The following is a 16,143-nucleotide window of genomic DNA, read 5'->3' on the forward strand; positions in this document are numbered from 1 at the left end:
CGCAATGGCGGCTGCATTACCGCAATGGCGGCCGCAGTGCGGCGGCCCAGGCCAATATCGCCGTGCCTCCGGCCGATACCGGCGCGCCTGCCCAGGTCGAGGCGATGAGCTCGGCCCTCGACCAGCTCGCCGGGCACATCGCCGCCAAGCTGCGCTGAGGAGAGCACGCCCCTTCACGAGCCCGCCAGAATCATGCACTGGCCATACACGTCATCGTGAGCCGCCAAACGCCGGATCAACGTAACGCCGGTTCTTTCCAAACGTAGTGATTGCGAGGAACGCCCATCAGCGCGCCTTCGAAATCAATATGGCAAAGAGGAAAGAAGCGACCCGCATGAAAACATTCTTCCACATCTCGGAAAACGGAAGCGGCTCATATCGTTTTCTGGCGATTCTTCGCTGGGTCATGGTCGTAATCTTCGTGTCGTTCGGCATGCAGAAATTCACATTGCAGTCGGCCCAGGGCATCGCCCAATTCATTGCCAACAGCCCCTTCATCTCATGGCTGTCGCTGCTGGGCCTGTGGGGTGAGGCGTACTTCCTCGGTGTTGCCGAGTTCGCCATTGCGGCGCTGCTTGCGGCAGGGGCCTTCGTCCCGGTCCTGTCGGCTGTCGGTTCGCTGATGGGCATCGTCACCTTCGCGATCACCTGGTCGTTCTTCTTCACCACACCCGGGGTGGTGCAATGGAGCCTGTCGACCGATCCGATGGCCTGGAATCTGACCGGTGAGTTTCTATTCAAGGACATCGTCCTGCTTTGTGTCTGCGTGGTCCTGTTCCTGGCTTCCTTGCCGCGGTCTCTTGTAGCCTCGCCAACCGCCTGAAGCATTTTCCGGGCAGCTCTGCCGGCTTGCTGGGCACATCGCCGCCAAGCTGCGCTGAGCCAAGCGCACGAACGGTGTGCCGATCTGGAGATCGGCACACCATATCCGCGAGATCTCGTGCGAAATGCCTGAACGGCTTCATGGAGCCGTCCTGCACGTCTCAAAAAAATTTAGCCTCCATGTCACAGCGCCTGAGGCCGGCTCGTCATGTCCGTGCAAACCGATCAAGAGGACATGATCATGAAAGCCAGACTGAACCCTTTCGCCGCCTCTCCCGCCATCATGAAGCAGTGGCTCGACTTCTCCACCGGCATCGACGGGCTGGAAACCAGCCTGATGGAACTGGTCAAGATGCGCGCCTCGCAAATCAATGGCTGCGGCTTCTGCCTGCACATGCACGCCCTCGATGCCCGCAAGCTCGGCGAGAGCGAGGAACGGCTCTATCTGCTCGACGCCTGGCGCGAATCGCCGCTCTATAACGACCGCGAACGCGCGGCCCTGGCCTGGACGGAAGCCCTCACCTTGGTCGCCGACAAGCGCGCGCCCGACGACGTCTACGAAGCGGTGAAGGCGCAGTTCACCGAGGAGGAACAGGTGAAGCTCACCTTGCTGATCGTTGCCATCAATGGCTGGAACCGGGTCAATGTCGGCTTCAATGCCGTGCATCCGGTGCGCGCGAAAGCGGCGGCCTGATGTCGGGCGCCAGCAAAGCCGATGCGGCCGCGAGCTTCGATCCCTTGCGGCCGCGGCTGATCCGCATCGCCTATCGCATGCTGGGATCGGTCGCCGATGCCGAGGACGCGGTGCAGGACGCCTTCCTGCGCTGGCTCGATACCGACCGCACCGAGGTGCGCGAGCCCTTGGCCTTCCTCACCCGCGTGGTCACGCGCCTGTGCCTGGACGTGCTCAAGTCGGCCCGGCGCCAGCGCGAGACCTATGTCGGCCCCTGGCTGCCCGAGCCGGTGATCGAGGAGGGCGAGGACGAGGTCGAGGACGTCACCTTGCCTCTCTTGCTGGCACTCGAACGGCTCTCGCCGCTGGAGCGCGCTGCTTTCCTGCTGCACGACGTCTTCGGCGTTTCCTTCGACGAGGTCGCCGAGACGATCGGGCGCGATGCCGCCGCCTGCCGGCAGCTTGCCAGCCGGGCACGCACCCATGTGCGGGCCTCCCGGCCGCGCTTCGACATGCCTAGGGAGCGGGGGCTGGAGATCGCCCACGCCTTTTTCGCGGCCTCGCGCAGTGGCGACATGACGGCCCTGCAGGCCCTGCTGGCCGCCGATGTCGCCGTGCATTCCGATGGCGGCGGCAAGAAGCCGGCCGCGATGAAGCCGATCTTCGGCCTCGAGGACGTGATGAAGCTGCAGGCCGGCCTCGCCCACTACTTCGCCGAGACCATGTCGAAGCTGGTGCGCTACACCTATATCAACGGCCTGCCGGGCTTCATCACCATCGAGCGCGACGACACGCTGCAGACCACGGCCCTCGACATCCGCGACGGCCGGATCGTCGGCATCTACGTCACCCGCAATCCCGACAAGCTCAGGCATATCGAGGAAGCGACCCTGCATTGAGGTCGCCTCCATCGGCTTGTTGCTCTCTAGAGCGTCGTGCCGATATTATGAGGCATATCCTGCCTGCTTGAAGTAGTTTTGACATTCGAGCGGCTCGAAGAGTTTGCAGATGTCGTGCAGGGCTTTGAACAGGGTCTCGAAGGTTCGAGCTGCGGCTTTTCGCAAATGTGCCTTGAGCTTGGAGAAGGCCATTTCGATCGGGTTCAGGTCTGGGGAGTACTGCGGCAGAAACAACATCCAGGCGCCGCGTGCCCGGATAAGGGCTTCGGCCTTGGCACTTTTGTGGACACTGAGATTGTCGAGGATGACGATGTCACCAGGGCACAAGGTCGGCGCCAGTTGGGTTTCAATATAGACATTGAAGGCGGCGCGATCCATCGCGCCCTTGATCACCTAAGGAGCGCTCAGGCCTTGGTGACGCAGGCCCGCGATCAGGGTCTGGGTTCCCCATTTCCCAAAGGGAGCACTGGCCTTGAGCCGCCGACCGCGACGGGCGCGGCCGCGCAAGCGGGTCATTTTGGTGTTGAGGCTCGTCTTGCTGCTCCGCGCTGCCCTTCGGGTCGTCGATAAAGACCAGTTGGCCTGGCCGGCGGCGCATCCGGGGCTGGCGCTTCTCGATCCAGACACGGCGCTTCTCGGCCACGTCAGCGCGTGCGCACTCCGACGCCATCAGCTGTTTTTTTATACGTAAACCCGGCACGGCACAGAAGGCGCGACAAGGAAGCGGCATGAGCAACAATCCCGCTCGCCCGTACGAGCCGCTCGGCAAGCTCCGGCATGGTTATGTCCGGCTTCTCCTCCACCGCAGCGATGAGGAAGTCCAGATGATCCGATAGCGGCCCTTTGCCCGCCGGCCGCCCCATCTTCGACGCCTTGACTTCCCCGCTCCGTTCCACTCGTGAAGCCCAGCGGATCGCCGAACTGGCGCTCACGGCAAAACGCTGCGCCGCCCCTCGGCGCGACTGCCCTTGGCTAATCGCATCGGTCACTCGAACGCGTAAGTCGTCAGAATGGGCCATGATCCACCTCCTAACACGGTGAATCACGAATCCACCCAAAACGGAATCCCTCGACTCAAACTTCCCGCACGATGCTCTAGCCCCGCGTCGGGATCTTCAGCCCGCCGAACATCACATTGCGTGTCAGCGGCAGGTTGAGAAAATCATGCGGGAAGCCGAGCTTGATGGCGCTGGCCGCCTCCAGCCGGGCACGCTGCTCGTCCGAGAAGGTCACCTCGAGCGCGCCGAGATTGTCCTCCAGCTGGGCCAGGGTGCGGGCGCCGATGAGGGGTGAGGCGACCGCCGGGTTCAGCAGTGTCCAGGCCAGCGCCACCTGCGAGGGCGTATGCCCGGTCTCGCCGGCGATGGCCTTGACCACCTCGGCGATATCGAGACCGCGCTCGGTGAGCGCCCCATTGCCGAGCGCGACGTTGCGGCGAGTGCCCGAGGCTTCGGCCGAGCCGCCGCTGTCGTCGAGATCGGCCCGGCTATATTTGCCGGCGAGCACGCCGCTGGCCAGCGGCGACCAGGGAATGACGCCGAGCCCCAATTCGCGGGCCATCGGCACCAGTTCGCGCTCGATGGTGCGCTCGATCAAATTGTATTCGACCTGCAGGGCGATCAGCGGCGCCCAGCCGCGGAGATCGGCGATGGTCTGCATGCGGGCGATCTGCCAGGCCGGCGCATCCGAAATGCCGGCATAGACGATCTTGCCCGACCGTACGAGGTCGTCGAGGCCGCGCAGCACTTCTTCCACCGGCGTGGTGAAGTCCCAGGCGTGCAGATAGAGCAGGTCAATATAGTCGGTGCCGAGCCGCTTCAGACTGTCCTCGACCGAACGGACCATGCTCCTGCGGTGATTGCCGCCGGAATTGGGATCGCCGGGGCGGGAGGGCAGCGTGTATTTGGTGGCGATCACCAGCCGGTCGCGGCGGTCGGCGGCAAAAACGCCGACGAAGCGCTCGGACGTGCCGTTGGTATATTGGTTGGCGGTATCGATGAAATTGCCGCCGCGATCGACATAGGCATCGAAGATGCGGCGGGCCTCGACCTCGTCGGCGCCCCAGCCCCAATCCGTGCCGAAGGTCATCGCCCCCAGCGACAGCGGGGATATTCTGAGGCCCGAGCGGCCGAGAAGGCGGTAGTCATCCAAAGCGAGTGTCATGGCGGTCATCCTCCGTTGCGATGCTGCCGGGAAGATGGTCCTTGGAGACTGCTTCGTTAATGCTATAGAATGCGCATGGCTTATGAAGGAAAGCATATAGAATGCGCGGCAGCGAGCATGCGGAACTGCGGGCTTTCGTCGCCGTGGTCGAACATGGCAGCTTCGCGCGGGCCGCCGCCCATCTCGGCCTGTCGCCTTCGGCCCTGAGCCAGACCATCCGCGCGCTGGAGGAGAGGCTCGGCGTGCGCCTCCTCAACCGCACAACCCGCAGCGTGGCGCCGAGCCAGGCGGGGGAGCGCTTCCTTGCCCGGCTGCGCCCGGCGCTGTCCGATCTCGACGCTGCCGTCGCTGAAGTCAGGAGCCTGCGCGACAGCCCTGCCGGCCTCTTGCGCATCAATGCCACCCGCATTGCCGCCATCCATGTCATCGGGCCGCTGATCGGCCCTTTCCTCGACGCCTATCCCGACATCACGCTGGACCTCGTCAGCGAGGACAGGCTGATCGACATCGTGGCCAACCGCTTCGATGCCGGCGTGCGCCTCGGCGAGATGGTGGAGAAGGACATGATCGCCGTGCGGCTCGGCAGCGAGCTCAGGCTGATGGCCGTCGCCGCCCCGGCGTATCTGGCGCGCCACGGCACGCCCGTGACGCCGCATGACCTCGCCCGCCATCGCTGCATCAATTTCCGCTGGCCGACCGATCTCAGCCTCTATCACTGGGAATTCGAGCGCGAAGGCCGGCCGCTGGAAGCTGCCGTCGAAGGCCCGCTCATCGTCAACGAACCGGAGGTCGCCTGCCAGGCGGCGCTGGCCGGCGTCGGCATCGCCTATCTGTTCGAGCACCAGGTCCGCCCCGGGCTCGACTCGGGCCAACTCGTCCACCTGCTGGCTGACTGGTCGCCGCCCTTTCCAGGCTTCCATCTCTATTATCCCAGCCGCCGCCAGATGGCGCCGCCCCTAAGGGCCTTCCTCGACTTCGTTGCGGCAATGCAGGGCAAGGCCGCGAGAACCTAATCCAGGCGCATATGCAGCAACGGGTAGGGGCGTCCGTCGCTGTCGAGTGCGGAGCGGCCTGTCTCGACGAAGCCGAGATGGCGGTAGAAGCCGACGGCCTGCGTGTTCTGCTCATTGACGTCGACGGTCAACGACCCCTCGCTTTGCTCCTTGGCATGGCGGATCAGCAAGGTGCCGATGCCTTGGCCGCGCCTGCCGGGATCGATGAACAGCGAATCGATATGGCGCTCCGACATGCCCATGAAGGCGAGCGGCCGGTCGTCGCCATCAACGGCAACATGCAGCGATGCCGCCGGCAGGTAGTCGTTGGCGACCAGCTTGTCGATCGTCTCGAAGTCGCCGGGTAGCAGGAAATCATGCGTCACCCTGACGGACCCGCGCCAGATCTCAAGCAGAAGGGGCACGTCCGCAGGATGCGAGGAGCGAATGGTGATCATGGAAATTGATATCCAAATAGATGATGCTCACATCGGCAGGATGGCGAGCAACTGACGGAGATCCGCGATAGTAATGGTCTCCTGCTCGGCTCGCTCGCCGCCGCGGTCGAGGTGCAAAGCTTGCAGACCCGCCCCTTTTGCACCCTCATAATCGCTTCGCCAGCTATCGCCAACCATCAGGATTTCTGCGGGCGCACAGCCGAGCTGGAGGCAGAGGGCCTGATAGAAGGCAGGATCGGGCTTTGCGGCGCCGACCTCGAAGGAAAGGCAGGCATTATCCACCAGATCCGCGAACAGAGCCTTCAGTGGAGCCGCATAGGGCAGCGCAAGATTGGAAGCAAGGGCGATGCGATAGCCCGCCCGGCGCAACGCGGCAAGAACCGCCCGGCTTTCCGCAAAGGCGCGAATGGAGGCCAATTCCGCTTGGAGATCGGCGTTCCATTCGAGGCATGGCTCCACGCCGCACAAATCGGCGAATGCGGCGAGGTCGAGCGGCCGCGTGATTGACGAGGCCAGAACACCAGCCCTCGAGGCGCGCGCGATCTGCACATAGGGCCGGCGCTCGTCGACGATCTCGACCAACGTGCCGAATGCATCGAAAGCAACGGCCTTGATGGCGCCGACCACGATTTATCTCATGAGGGGTCCAAGATGGAGAGCGGAAAGCGGCTATCTTTCCAATGCAAAAATGATCGCATCGACATTCCCCTTCCATTGTTGGAACATGTTGGCGTTTTCCAACCACAACTCTCGCAGTTCGCTGCCATCTGCAAGGACGCGACGACAGGCACGCACCGCCGGCACCTTCAGGGCGCTCATATCTAAGCGGCCGATCTTCTCCTGCCAGAGAGTCCACTCCGCCGTTTGGCGGGGGGTAAGCGGTTCCTTCAGAATGGCAGCTTTTATGATGGCCGCCGAAACCAGAACAGCGCCGCCCTCGTCAACCTCGAGGTAGCTGGCTCCAGTGGCTGCCTCGCAAGCCTGCCGCATCCTGTCTCGCGGATCAGGCAAACGCTGCAACTCCGTCAGAAAGTCAAGTGCACCGTCACTCTCGAAGATTCCAGCGCCCCATGCCCCCATTGTCCGCCTCCTGACGGTTATGCTCAGCCCTTGTAGCCGCCCATCGCACAGACGATCTGCCATTCCTCGTCCGTCACTGGCTGCACGGACAGGCGCGACAGCTTCACCAGCGCCATGTTGGCGAGCTTGGGCTCGCCCTTGACGTCGGCCAAAGTCACCGGCTTGGGGAAGGGCGCCACCGCTTTGAAGTCGACCAGCACCCAGGGCTGGCCGGGCGTGGCCGGGTCCGGATAATGCTCGCGCGCCACCTCGGCGACGCCGACCACGGCCTTGCCCTCGTTGGAATGGTAGAAGAAGGCCTTGTCGCCCTTCTTCATCGCCATCAGATTGAGCTTGGCGGCATGGTTGCGCACGCCATCCCAGGGCGTGCCCTTGGCGCCGGCGGCGACCTGCTGGTCCCAGCTCCACACTTCGGGTTCGGACTTGATCAGCCATTGGGCCATGTCGATTGCCCTCCCGCCGCGATCAGAGGCCGGCCGGGGGCTTGATGCCCCAGCGCCAGCGGCGGATGCTGGTGGAGGCGAACAGGCCGGCCTTAGCGTAGGGATCATTTTCGGCGAAGGTCCGGGCCTCGGCCTCGCTGGGGAAATCCACGATCAGCAGCGAGCCCACCATCTTCTCCTCGGCGTCCAGGAACGGACCGGCGCCGAGGATATGGGCGTCCTGCGTCTTCAGATAATCGAGGTGAGCCGGGCGCGTCGCCTGCCTGAGTTCGAGACCATTGGGAATGTCCTCGCATTGGATGACAAATAGCATGGCGGCGCCTTTCCTGATGTCGGTTGTTCCTCGCGTAGCGATTTCGCGAGACGATGTCGAGAGGCAAGCCAAGCCCGATTGGCCGGCGCCTACGGTTGCCGATCGCCGCTCTCATGACCACGGCCGCGCAGCATGCCGCCGAGGACTCCATCGCGCAGCACGACGGCGTGGAAGAGCGCCGCCAGCCCATGCAGCGCGACGAGGGCTACGAGCACCCAGGTCAGCAAGGCGTGGAGGCCCAGTATCGTACGGGAAGACACCCCCTCCACACCCGCCAGCACGGGCATGGGCAGCAGGCCGAAGGCGAGCGGCGGCGGCATGAACGGCGCGGGACGATAGCCGAGCCAGCCAGTGAGCGGCACGAGCAGGAGCAGAGCATAGAGACCGGCATGACCGAGAGTCGCCACGACCGCGGCAAGCGGAGAACGGGCACGGCGCGGCGCATGGTCGAATATCCGGGAGCCGAGGCGCAGCAGGGTCAGCGCCAGGAGGACGAGGCCCAGCGAAAGATGGGCCGTCAGCCAGACATTGCCAGCCATGGCCATGCCGCCGAGCAGAGAGAGGCCGATGATCCATTGAACGGTGATCGCGATCACCGTGACCCAGTGGAACAGCCGGGCCCTCAAGCTCCACCCCATCGCAGCCCGCCTAGACGATGCGATAGGGCACGATTTCGCGCCGGTCGTGGTTCACCGCCAGATGTGCTTTCAGGGGCGGTACGGCGCGCTGATGGCAATGCGGGCGCTCGCAGATGCGGCAAGAAATGCCGATCGGATCGAAACCCGCCCGGTTGGAGAGATCGAGGCCGTCAGCATAGACGAAGTCCCGGGCATAGGCGATCTCGCAGCCCAGCGTGATGGCATAGCGGCGCTGGGCTGCATTGAAGCCGCCGCCGCCCTTGGCGATCTCGGTGGCGACGCTGAGATAGCGCTCCCCGTCGGGCGTCTCGGCGAGTTGGCGAATGATGCGGCCCGGCGCCTCGAAGGCCTGGTGCACGTTCCAGAGCGGGCAGGCGGAACCGAAGCGGGCGAATTGCAGCTTGGCCGCGCTGTGACGCTTGGTGATGTTGCCGGCCCGGTCGATGCGGGCGAAGAACACCGGCACGCCCTTGAAGCCCGGTCGCTGCAGGGTGGAGAGGCGATGGGCCACCTGTTCCAGGCTTGCGCCGAAGCGCGCGGCCAGGAGTTCGAGGTCATGGCGCAGTTCCCGCGCGGCGGCGTGGAAGGCTCGGTAGGGCAGCGTCAACGCACCGGCGAAATAATTGGTGAGGCCGATGCGGGCGATCTCCACCGCCTCGGCACTGCGCCAGTCGGCCCCGGCCAGGATGGCAGCGATCTCGGCCTCCGCCTCCAAAGCGGCGATCTGGAAGGCGAGCTGGAAATGCCGGGTGGCGGCGGGTGAATAGGGGTGCAGGCGCAGCACCCGCGCCTCCTTGTCGAAGTCGCGGATGATGCCCTCCTCGGCCGGCGCCTGCATCACCCTGACCTGATGGCGGCTTTCAAGATAAGCGGTCAGGGCAGCGCCGGGCTCGCGGCGGGGCAGCCCCAGGCGCTCGGCCAGGGCTTCGGCGGCGGTGTCGAGCTCATGCACGTAATTGTCGAGGAAGTGGAAGAAATCCCGCACTTCCTCATAGGGCGTCGGCTCCGACAGGCCTCCCGCCAGCCGCCCGTCCAGGCTCGCCAATTGCTCGGAATTGCGCCTGTAGGCCTGATGCGCGGTGATCAAAGCGTGGGCGAAGCCCGGGGCATTCTGGGTGACCAGCTTCAATTCCTGCAGGCTCGGCGCCAGGGCATCGAAGAGGGGATCGGCCAGGGCCTCGTTCAGGGCCGAGAGCAGGCGGTCGCCGTCGCTCTGGGCGATGGTGGCGATATCGATGTCGAAACGCTCGGCCAGTGCCAGCAGCACCGCCGCCGAAAGCGGGCGCTGGTTGTTCTCCATCTGGTTGAGATAGGAGGTGGAGATGCCGAGCCGCTGGGCGAACGCCGCCTGGGTGGCGTGCGCGGCCTCGCGGATGGCCCTGAGGCGGGCGCCGATGAAGAGTTTGCCTGCCATATTCGCAATTTCGCAATTTGCAATACGATTTAGCATAAATCATGCATTCGCACTCTTTCAAGCAGGAAGGAGGGGCCGAGAAAAGCTAACAGGGCGAGATCTCAATTCTCCCGGAGTAAGCCCGATGCGCGCCGTCCTCGAACAGTTGGAAAGCCGCCGCGAGGAGGCGAGACTCGGCGGTGGCCTCAGACGCATCGAGGCGCAACACGCCAAGGGCAAGCTGACAGCCAGGGAACGCCTGGAAGTCCTGCTCGACGAGGGCTCCTTCGAGGAGTTCGACATGTATGTCACCCATCGCGCCGTGGATTTCGGCATGGCGAACCAGAAGGTCCCGGGCGATGGCGTGGTCACCGGGTGGGGCACCATCAATGGCCGCCTCACTTACGTGTTCAGCCAGGATTTCACCGTGCTCGGCGGCTCGCTGTCCGAGACCCATGCCCAGAAGATCTGCAAGATCATGGACATGGCACTGCGCAACGGCGCGCCGGTGATCGGCCTCAACGATTCGGGCGGCGCCCGCATCCAGGAGGGTGTCGCCTCGCTGGCCGGCTATGCCGACGTGTTCAAGCGCAATGTCGAGGCCTCAGGCGTGGTGCCGCAGATCTCGGTGATCATGGGCCCCTGCGCCGGCGGCGCCGTCTATTCGCCGGCGATGACCGACTTCATCTTCATGGTGCGCGACACCTCCTACATGTTCGTCACCGGCCCGGACGTGGTGAAGACGGTCACCAACGAGGTGGTCAGCGCCGAGGAACTCGGCGGCGCCCGCACCCACACCCAGAAATCCTCGGTGGCTGATGGTGCCTTCGACAATGACGTCGAGGCCCTGGAGGAGATCCGGCGCCTGTTCGATTTCCTGCCGCTCAACAACCGCGACAAGCCGCCGGTGCGGCCCTTCCACGACGACCCGTCGCGGCTGGAGATGCGCCTGGACACGCTGGTGCCCGACAGTTCCACCAAGCCCTACGACATGAAGGAGCTGATCCTGTCCGTCGCCGACGAGGGCGATTTCTTCGAGGTCGGCGAGGCTTTCGCCCGCAACCTCGTCACCGGTTTCATCCGCATCGAGGGCCAAACCGTCGGCGTGGTCGCCAACCAGCCGCTGGTGCTGGCCGGGTGCCTCGACATCGATTCCTCGCGCAAGGGCGCGCGCTTCGTGCGCTTCTGCGACGCCTTCTCCATCCCGATCCTGACCCTGGTCGACGTGCCCGGCTTCCTGCCGGGCACCGGCCAGGAATATGGTGGGGTGATCAAGCACGGTGCCAAGCTCCTGTTCGCCTATTCCCAGGCCACCGTGCCGATGGTGACGCTGATAACGCGCAAGGCCTATGGCGGCGCCTATGACGTCATGGCCTCCAAGCATATCGGCGCCGACGTCAATTATGCCTGGCCGACGGCCGAGATCGCCGTGATGGGCGCCAAGGGCGCGGCCGAGATCCTGCACCGGGCCGAACTCGGCGATGCCGACAAGATCGCCGAGCGCACCCGCGACTACGAGGCCCGCTTCGCCAATCCCTTCATCGCAGCCGAGCGCGGCTTCATCGACGAGGTGATCCTGCCGCACACCTCGCGCCAGCGCATCGCCAGGGCCTTCGCGGCGCTGCGCCGCAAGGCCGCCGAGACGCGCTGGCGCAAGCACGACACCATGCCGCTGTGAGGGGGGATGCCTCTATCTCGGCCTGGACAAATGAACCGCGAGAATCCTTCCCCGGTTTCGGGGAAGGTGGCGCTGCGCAGCAGCGACGGATGGGGGCGAGTGGCGCAACCCCGCTATTTGATGAGTTGCAGGCGCCACTCTCCCCCTTCCGCCGCTTCGCGGCACCTTCCCCGAAACCGGGGAAGGATTCTCGCGCCCCATTCCGCAAAAGTCAGAAACACGAACCCACCCTCCCTCCAGGGAAGGGTAAGGCCGCGCAGCACGCAAACCTAGATTGGCGCCCATGAACACGAATCCCACCTTGTTCAAGAAGATCCTCATCGCCAATCGCGGCGAAATCGCCTGCCGTGTCATCCGCAGCGCGCGGAAGCTCGGCATTGCCACCGTTGCGGTCTATTCCGATGCCGACCGCGACGCCGTGCATGTGCGCGAGGCCGACGAGGCCGTGCGCATCGGCCCTCCGCCTTCGGCGCAGTCCTATCTCAAGATCGACGCCATCCTCGCCGCGATCCGTGAGACGGGTGCCGACGCGGTGCATCCGGGCTATGGCTTCCTGTCGGAGAACGCCGCCTTCGCCAACGCGCTCGCCGAGGCGGACGTCGCCTTCATCGGTCCGCCGCCCAAGGCGATCGAGGCGATGGGCGACAAGATCACCTCCAAGAAGCTTGCAGCCGAAGCCGGCGTGTCGACGGTACCCGGCCATATGGGCCTGATCGAGGACGCCGGCGAAGCCGCCCGCATCGCCGGCGAGATCGGCTATCCGGTGATGATCAAGGCCTCCGCCGGCGGCGGCGGCAAGGGCATGCGCATCGCCTGGAACGATGCCGAGGCCCGCGAGGGCTTCCGCGCCTCGCGTTCGGAGGCCAAGTCCTCCTTCGGCGACGACCGCATCTTCGTCGAGAAATTCGTCACCGAGCCGCGCCATATCGAGATCCAGGTGCTGGGCGACCGCCACGGCAATCTGATCTATCTGGGCGAGCGCGAATGCTCGATCCAGCGACGCAACCAGAAGGTCATCGAGGAGGCGCCCTCCTCCTTCCTCGACGAGGCGACACGGCGCGCCATGGGCGAGCAGGCCGTGGCCCTCTCCCGGGCCGTCGGCTACCACTCCGCCGGCACGGTGGAATTCATCGTCGACAAGGACCGCAATTTCTACTTCCTGGAGATGAACACCCGCCTGCAGGTCGAGCATCCCGTGACCGAACTGGTCACCGGCATCGACCTGGTGGAGGCGATGATCCGCGTCGCCGCCGGCGAGCGCCTGCCGCTCAGCCAGGACGAGGTCCGTCTCACCGGCTGGGCCATGGAAGCGCGCGTCTATGCCGAGGATCCCTATCGCAACTTCCTGCCCTCGATCGGGCGCCTGACCCGCTATCGCCCGCCGGCCGAAGGCCCGGATGGCGAGGGTGGCCTGGTGCGGGTCGATGCGGGCGTGCAGGAAGGCGGCGAGATCTCGATTCATTACGACCCGATGATCGCCAAGCTGTGCACCCATGCGCCGACCCGCCTGGAGGCCATAGACGCCCTTGCCCGCGCCCTCGACCAGTTCGAGCTGGAGGGCATCGGCCATAACCTGCCCTTCCTGGCCGCCCTGGCCGATCACGAGCGTTTCCGCGCCGGTCGGCTGACCACCGCCTTCATCGCCGAGGAATATGAGGGCGGGTTCACCGGCGTGGTGCCCGTGGAGGCCGACCTGCCGCGCCTGGCGGCCGTGGCCGCCGTGGTTAGCCATATCCGCCAGCGCCGCGACAGCGCCATCTCCGGCGCCATGGACAATCACCGCCGCGCCATCGGTCGCGACTTCGTCGCCACCCTGGCGGGACGGGCCCTGCCCTTCACCATCGATGCCGTCGATGGCGGCTACCATGTCGTCTTCGCAGACGGCGCGCTGCTCGCCGTCACCAGCCGCTGGATGCCGGGCCAGGCGCTCGGCCGGTTTACCGTCGGCGGCGAGGCCATGGCAGTGAAGATTGGCGTCACGGCCGGTGGGCTACGCCTGCGCTGGCATGGCCGCGATGTCCTGGTGCAGGTGCGCAGTCCCCGCGTCGCCGAGCTTGCCCGCCTGATGCGCGAGAAAATTCCGCCCGATACCTCCAAGCTCCTGCTCTGCCCGATGCCCGGCGTGGTCGCCGCGATCACCGTCAGCGAAGGCGAAGCGGTGGAGGCCGGCCAGGCGCTCGCTACCATCGAGGCGATGAAGATGGAGAACGTGCTGCGTGCCGAGAAGGCCGGCACGATCAGCCGCATCGCCGTGGCCGAGGGCGCCAGTCTCGCCGTCGACGAACTCATCCTCGAATTCGAATGAGGCCAGCCATGTCGGGATCCGCCATATCAGCACCGGCTTCCGCAGCCGACACCGCGCTCGAAGACTGGCGCGCCCTCGCCAGGAAAGAGGTCAAGGCTGATGCCGACAGCCTGACCTGGCAGACCCCGGAAGGCATCGCGGTCAAGCCCCTCTATACCGAGGCCGACCTGGACGGCGTCGCCCATCTCGGCTCCCTGCCGGGCCAGCAGCCTTTCCTGCGCGGCCCGCGTGCCACCATGTATGCCGGGCGGCCCTGGACCATCCGCCAATATGCCGGCTTCTCCACCGCCGAAGCCTCGAACGCCTTCTATCGCAAGGCACTGGCGGGCGGGCAGAAGGGCCTTTCCGTCGCCTTCGACCTTGCCACCCATCGCGGCTATGATTCCGATCATCCCCGCGTGGAGGGCGATGTCGGCAAGGCCGGCGTGGCCATCGACAGTGTCGAGGACATGAAGATCCTGTTCGACGCCATCCCGCTCGAGGAGATGTCGGTCTCCATGACCATGAACGGGGCGGTGCTGCCGGTGCTGGCCTTCTTCATCGTGGCAGGCGAGGAACAGGGCGTATCGCACGCGAAACTGTCGGGCACGATCCAGAACGACATTCTCAAGGAATTCATCACCCGCAACACCTATATCTACCCGCCGGCTGCCTCGATGCGTGTTGTCGCCGACATCATCGCCTACACCGCCCGGGAGATGCCGCGCTTCAACTCGATCTCGATTTCCGGCTACCACATGCAGGAGGCGGGGGCGACCTTGGTGCAGGAGCTCGCCTTCACTTTGGCGGATGGCCGCGACTATGTGCGCGCGGCGCTGGCCAAGGGGCTCGACGTCGACGCCTTTGCCGGACGGCTCTCCTTCTTCTTCGCCATCGGCATGAACTTCTTCATGGAGGTTGCCAAGCTGCGCGCGGCCCGGCTGCTGTGGTCGCGCATCATGACCGAATTCGGCCCCAAGGATCCGCAATCGCTGATGCTGCGCACCCATTGCCAGACCTCGGGCGTCTCGCTGGCCGAGCGCGATCCCTACAACAACATCGTGCGCACGGCCTATGAAGCGATGGCGGCGGCCCTCGGCGGCACCCAGTCGCTGCACACCAATTCCTTCGACGAGGCGATCGCGCTGCCGACGGAATTCTCGGCCCGCATCGCCCGCAACACCCAGCTGATCCTGCAGCACGAGACCGGCGTGACCAGGGTGGTCGATCCCCTGGCCGGCTCCTATTATCTCGAAAGCCTCACCCACGACCTTGCAACCCAGGCCTGGGCGCTGATCGAGGAAGTGGAGGCGATGGGGGGCATGACGGCGGCCGTGGCGGCCGGCCTGCCCAAGCGCCTGATCGAGGAGGCCGCGACCAAGCGGCAGGCGGCCGTCGACCGCGGCGACGAGGTGGTTGTCGGCGTCAACCGCTACCAGCTCGAGGACGAGCCCGCGATCGACAGCCTAGACATCGACAACCACGCCGTGCGCGCCGCGCAGATCCGGCGGCTGGACGACATCAAGCGCCGGCGTGACCCGCAGGCCGTGGCCAAGGCCCTCGCAGCTCTCGCCGAGGTGGCCCGCTCGGGTACCGGCAATTTGCTGGAGGCGGCCGTGGAGGCGGCCCGCCATCGCGCCACCGTCGGCGAGATCTCCGACGCGCTTCGGGTTGTGTTCGGGGACCACAGCGCCCGCCCCAAGGTGGTGGCGGATATTTATCGGCCTGCCTTCGGCGAGGGGCCGGAAGTGTCAATTCTTGCGGACCGCATCGCCAATTTCACGGCACAGCGCGGTGCCAAGCCGCGCATCCTGGTGGCCAAGCTCGGCCAGGACGGCCATGACCGCGGTGCCCGTGTGGTGGCATCGGCCTTCACCGACATGGGTTTCGAGGTGGTCGCCGGCCCGCTCTTCCAGACCCCGGACGAGGCCGTCGACCTTGCCCTCGCCGAGAAAGTCGACGTCGTCGGCGTCTCCTCGCTGGCGGCCGGCCACAAGACGCTGCTGCCCCAGCTGATCGAAAGGCTGAAGGCGCGGGGCCGGGTCGATATCGCCGTGGTCTGCGGCGGCGTCATTCCGCGCCAGGACTATGATTTCCTGCGCGAGGCCGGCGTTGCGGCTGTGTTCGGCCCGGGCACCCCGGTCCTCGACGCGGCGCGCACCGTGCTCGACCTGCTCGAAGGGCGGCTGAGCAACGAAGCCCGGCGACAGGGGTAAGAACGGATACTTAAAGCCTTCTCCACGAAGTGGGGAAGGTGCCCCGGAGGGGCGGATGGGGTGTGGCGGGCAGTCTGATACTCTTGAGGAA

At 65.4% G+C, this 16,143-nt stretch carries 16 protein-coding genes and 1 pseudogene; 8 read left to right on the forward strand and 9 right to left on the reverse strand.

The genetic code is table 11. The features are described from left to right. Positions 1–11 precede the first annotated feature (11 nt). The 4 genes from U1R88_RS35730 (at position 12) to U1R88_RS29765 (ending at position 2,394) form a co-directional block, all read left to right on the forward strand. Complete coding sequence (locus tag U1R88_RS35730) at positions 12–158, forward strand: hypothetical protein (RefSeq protein ID WP_425545500.1); 147 nt, start codon at positions 12–14, stop codon at positions 156–158. Positions 159–334: 176 nt separating this feature from the next. Beyond that, positions 335–823, forward strand: coding sequence for a DUF417 family protein (locus tag U1R88_RS29755; RefSeq protein WP_322434537.1), 489 nt, complete (start codon positions 335–337; stop codon positions 821–823). Positions 824–1,063: 240 nt separating this feature from the next. Further along, a complete protein-coding gene (locus U1R88_RS29760) occupies positions 1,064–1,516 on the forward strand; it encodes a carboxymuconolactone decarboxylase family protein (RefSeq protein ID WP_322434538.1) in 453 nt (150 codons plus the stop codon). After that, complete coding sequence (locus U1R88_RS29765) at positions 1,516–2,394, forward strand: sigma-70 family RNA polymerase sigma factor (RefSeq protein ID WP_322434539.1); 879 nt, start codon at positions 1,516–1,518, stop codon at positions 2,392–2,394. The genes U1R88_RS29760 and U1R88_RS29765 overlap by 1 nt, the downstream gene beginning before the upstream one ends. A gap of 45 nt (positions 2,395–2,439) precedes the next feature. Here the strand turns inward: U1R88_RS29765 and U1R88_RS29770 are convergent. Further along, positions 2,440–3,413: pseudogene (locus tag U1R88_RS29770) on the reverse strand (IS630 family transposase). Between the two features lie 76 nt (positions 3,414–3,489). Next, the gene (locus U1R88_RS29775; protein WP_322434540.1) at positions 3,490–4,557 is read right to left on the reverse strand and encodes an aldo/keto reductase; all 1,068 of its coding nucleotides are present in this window, start codon (positions 4,555–4,557) and stop codon (positions 3,490–3,492) included. 101 nt (positions 4,558–4,658) lie between these two features. Between U1R88_RS29775 and U1R88_RS29780 the strand changes: the two genes are divergently transcribed. After that, complete coding sequence (locus tag U1R88_RS29780; RefSeq protein ID WP_322434541.1) at positions 4,659–5,570, forward strand: LysR family transcriptional regulator; 912 nt, start codon at positions 4,659–4,661, stop codon at positions 5,568–5,570. On the opposite strand, the gene U1R88_RS29785 is transcribed toward U1R88_RS29780, so the two are convergent. The 7 genes from U1R88_RS29785 to U1R88_RS29815 all read right to left on the reverse strand — a co-directional run bounded on the left by U1R88_RS29785 (position 5,567) and on the right by U1R88_RS29815 (position 9,895). Then, on the reverse strand, positions 5,567–6,007 hold the full coding sequence (locus U1R88_RS29785; RefSeq protein ID WP_322434542.1) for an acetyltransferase: 441 nt from the start codon (positions 6,005–6,007) through the stop codon (positions 5,567–5,569). The two genes, U1R88_RS29780 and U1R88_RS29785, sit on opposite strands and share 4 nt — an antisense overlap. 27 nt (positions 6,008–6,034) lie before the next feature. Continuing rightward, the gene (locus U1R88_RS29790; RefSeq protein ID WP_322434543.1) at positions 6,035–6,634 is read right to left on the reverse strand and encodes an HAD family hydrolase; all 600 of its coding nucleotides are present in this window, start codon (positions 6,632–6,634) and stop codon (positions 6,035–6,037) included. Between the two features lie 42 nt (positions 6,635–6,676). Continuing rightward, positions 6,677–7,087: a DUF4259 domain-containing protein gene (locus tag U1R88_RS29795; protein WP_322434544.1), complete on the reverse strand. Its 411-nt coding sequence runs from the start codon at positions 7,085–7,087 to the stop codon at positions 6,677–6,679. A 23-nt stretch (positions 7,088–7,110) separates the two neighbouring features. Then, a complete protein-coding gene (locus U1R88_RS29800; RefSeq protein WP_322434545.1) occupies positions 7,111–7,530 on the reverse strand; it encodes an EVE domain-containing protein in 420 nt (139 codons plus the stop codon). 22 nt (positions 7,531–7,552) lie between these two features. Continuing rightward, a complete protein-coding gene (locus U1R88_RS29805) occupies positions 7,553–7,843 on the reverse strand; it encodes a YciI family protein (RefSeq protein ID WP_105860858.1) in 291 nt (96 codons plus the stop codon). A gap of 89 nt (positions 7,844–7,932) precedes the next feature. Then, entirely contained in the window at positions 7,933–8,481 is a 549-nt protein-coding gene (locus U1R88_RS29810) for a cytochrome b (RefSeq protein WP_322434546.1), read from the reverse strand. 10 nt (positions 8,482–8,491) lie between these two features. After that, a complete protein-coding gene (locus tag U1R88_RS29815; protein ID WP_322434547.1) occupies positions 8,492–9,895 on the reverse strand; it encodes a helix-turn-helix domain-containing protein in 1,404 nt (467 codons plus the stop codon). A 124-nt stretch (positions 9,896–10,019) separates the two neighbouring features. Between U1R88_RS29815 and U1R88_RS29820 the strand changes: the two genes are divergently transcribed. The 3 genes from U1R88_RS29820 to scpA all read left to right on the forward strand — a co-directional run bounded on the left by U1R88_RS29820 (position 10,020) and on the right by scpA (position 16,052). Then, positions 10,020–11,552 (forward strand): acyl-CoA carboxylase subunit beta, encoded by a 1,533-nt coding sequence (locus tag U1R88_RS29820; RefSeq protein WP_322434548.1) that lies wholly within the window; start codon positions 10,020–10,022, stop codon positions 11,550–11,552. Between the two features lie 301 nt (positions 11,553–11,853). Further along, complete coding sequence (locus U1R88_RS29825) at positions 11,854–13,857, forward strand: acetyl/propionyl/methylcrotonyl-CoA carboxylase subunit alpha (protein WP_322434621.1); 2,004 nt, start codon at positions 11,854–11,856, stop codon at positions 13,855–13,857. An 8-nt stretch (positions 13,858–13,865) separates the two neighbouring features. Next, complete coding sequence (scpA, locus tag U1R88_RS29830; protein WP_322434549.1) at positions 13,866–16,052, forward strand: methylmalonyl-CoA mutase; 2,187 nt, start codon at positions 13,866–13,868, stop codon at positions 16,050–16,052. Positions 16,053–16,143 lie beyond the last annotated feature (91 nt).

Origin of the sequence: Labrys sedimenti, assembly GCF_034424805.1 — a bacterium.
GTDB lineage: Bacteria > Pseudomonadota > Alphaproteobacteria > Rhizobiales > Labraceae > Labrys > Labrys sedimenti.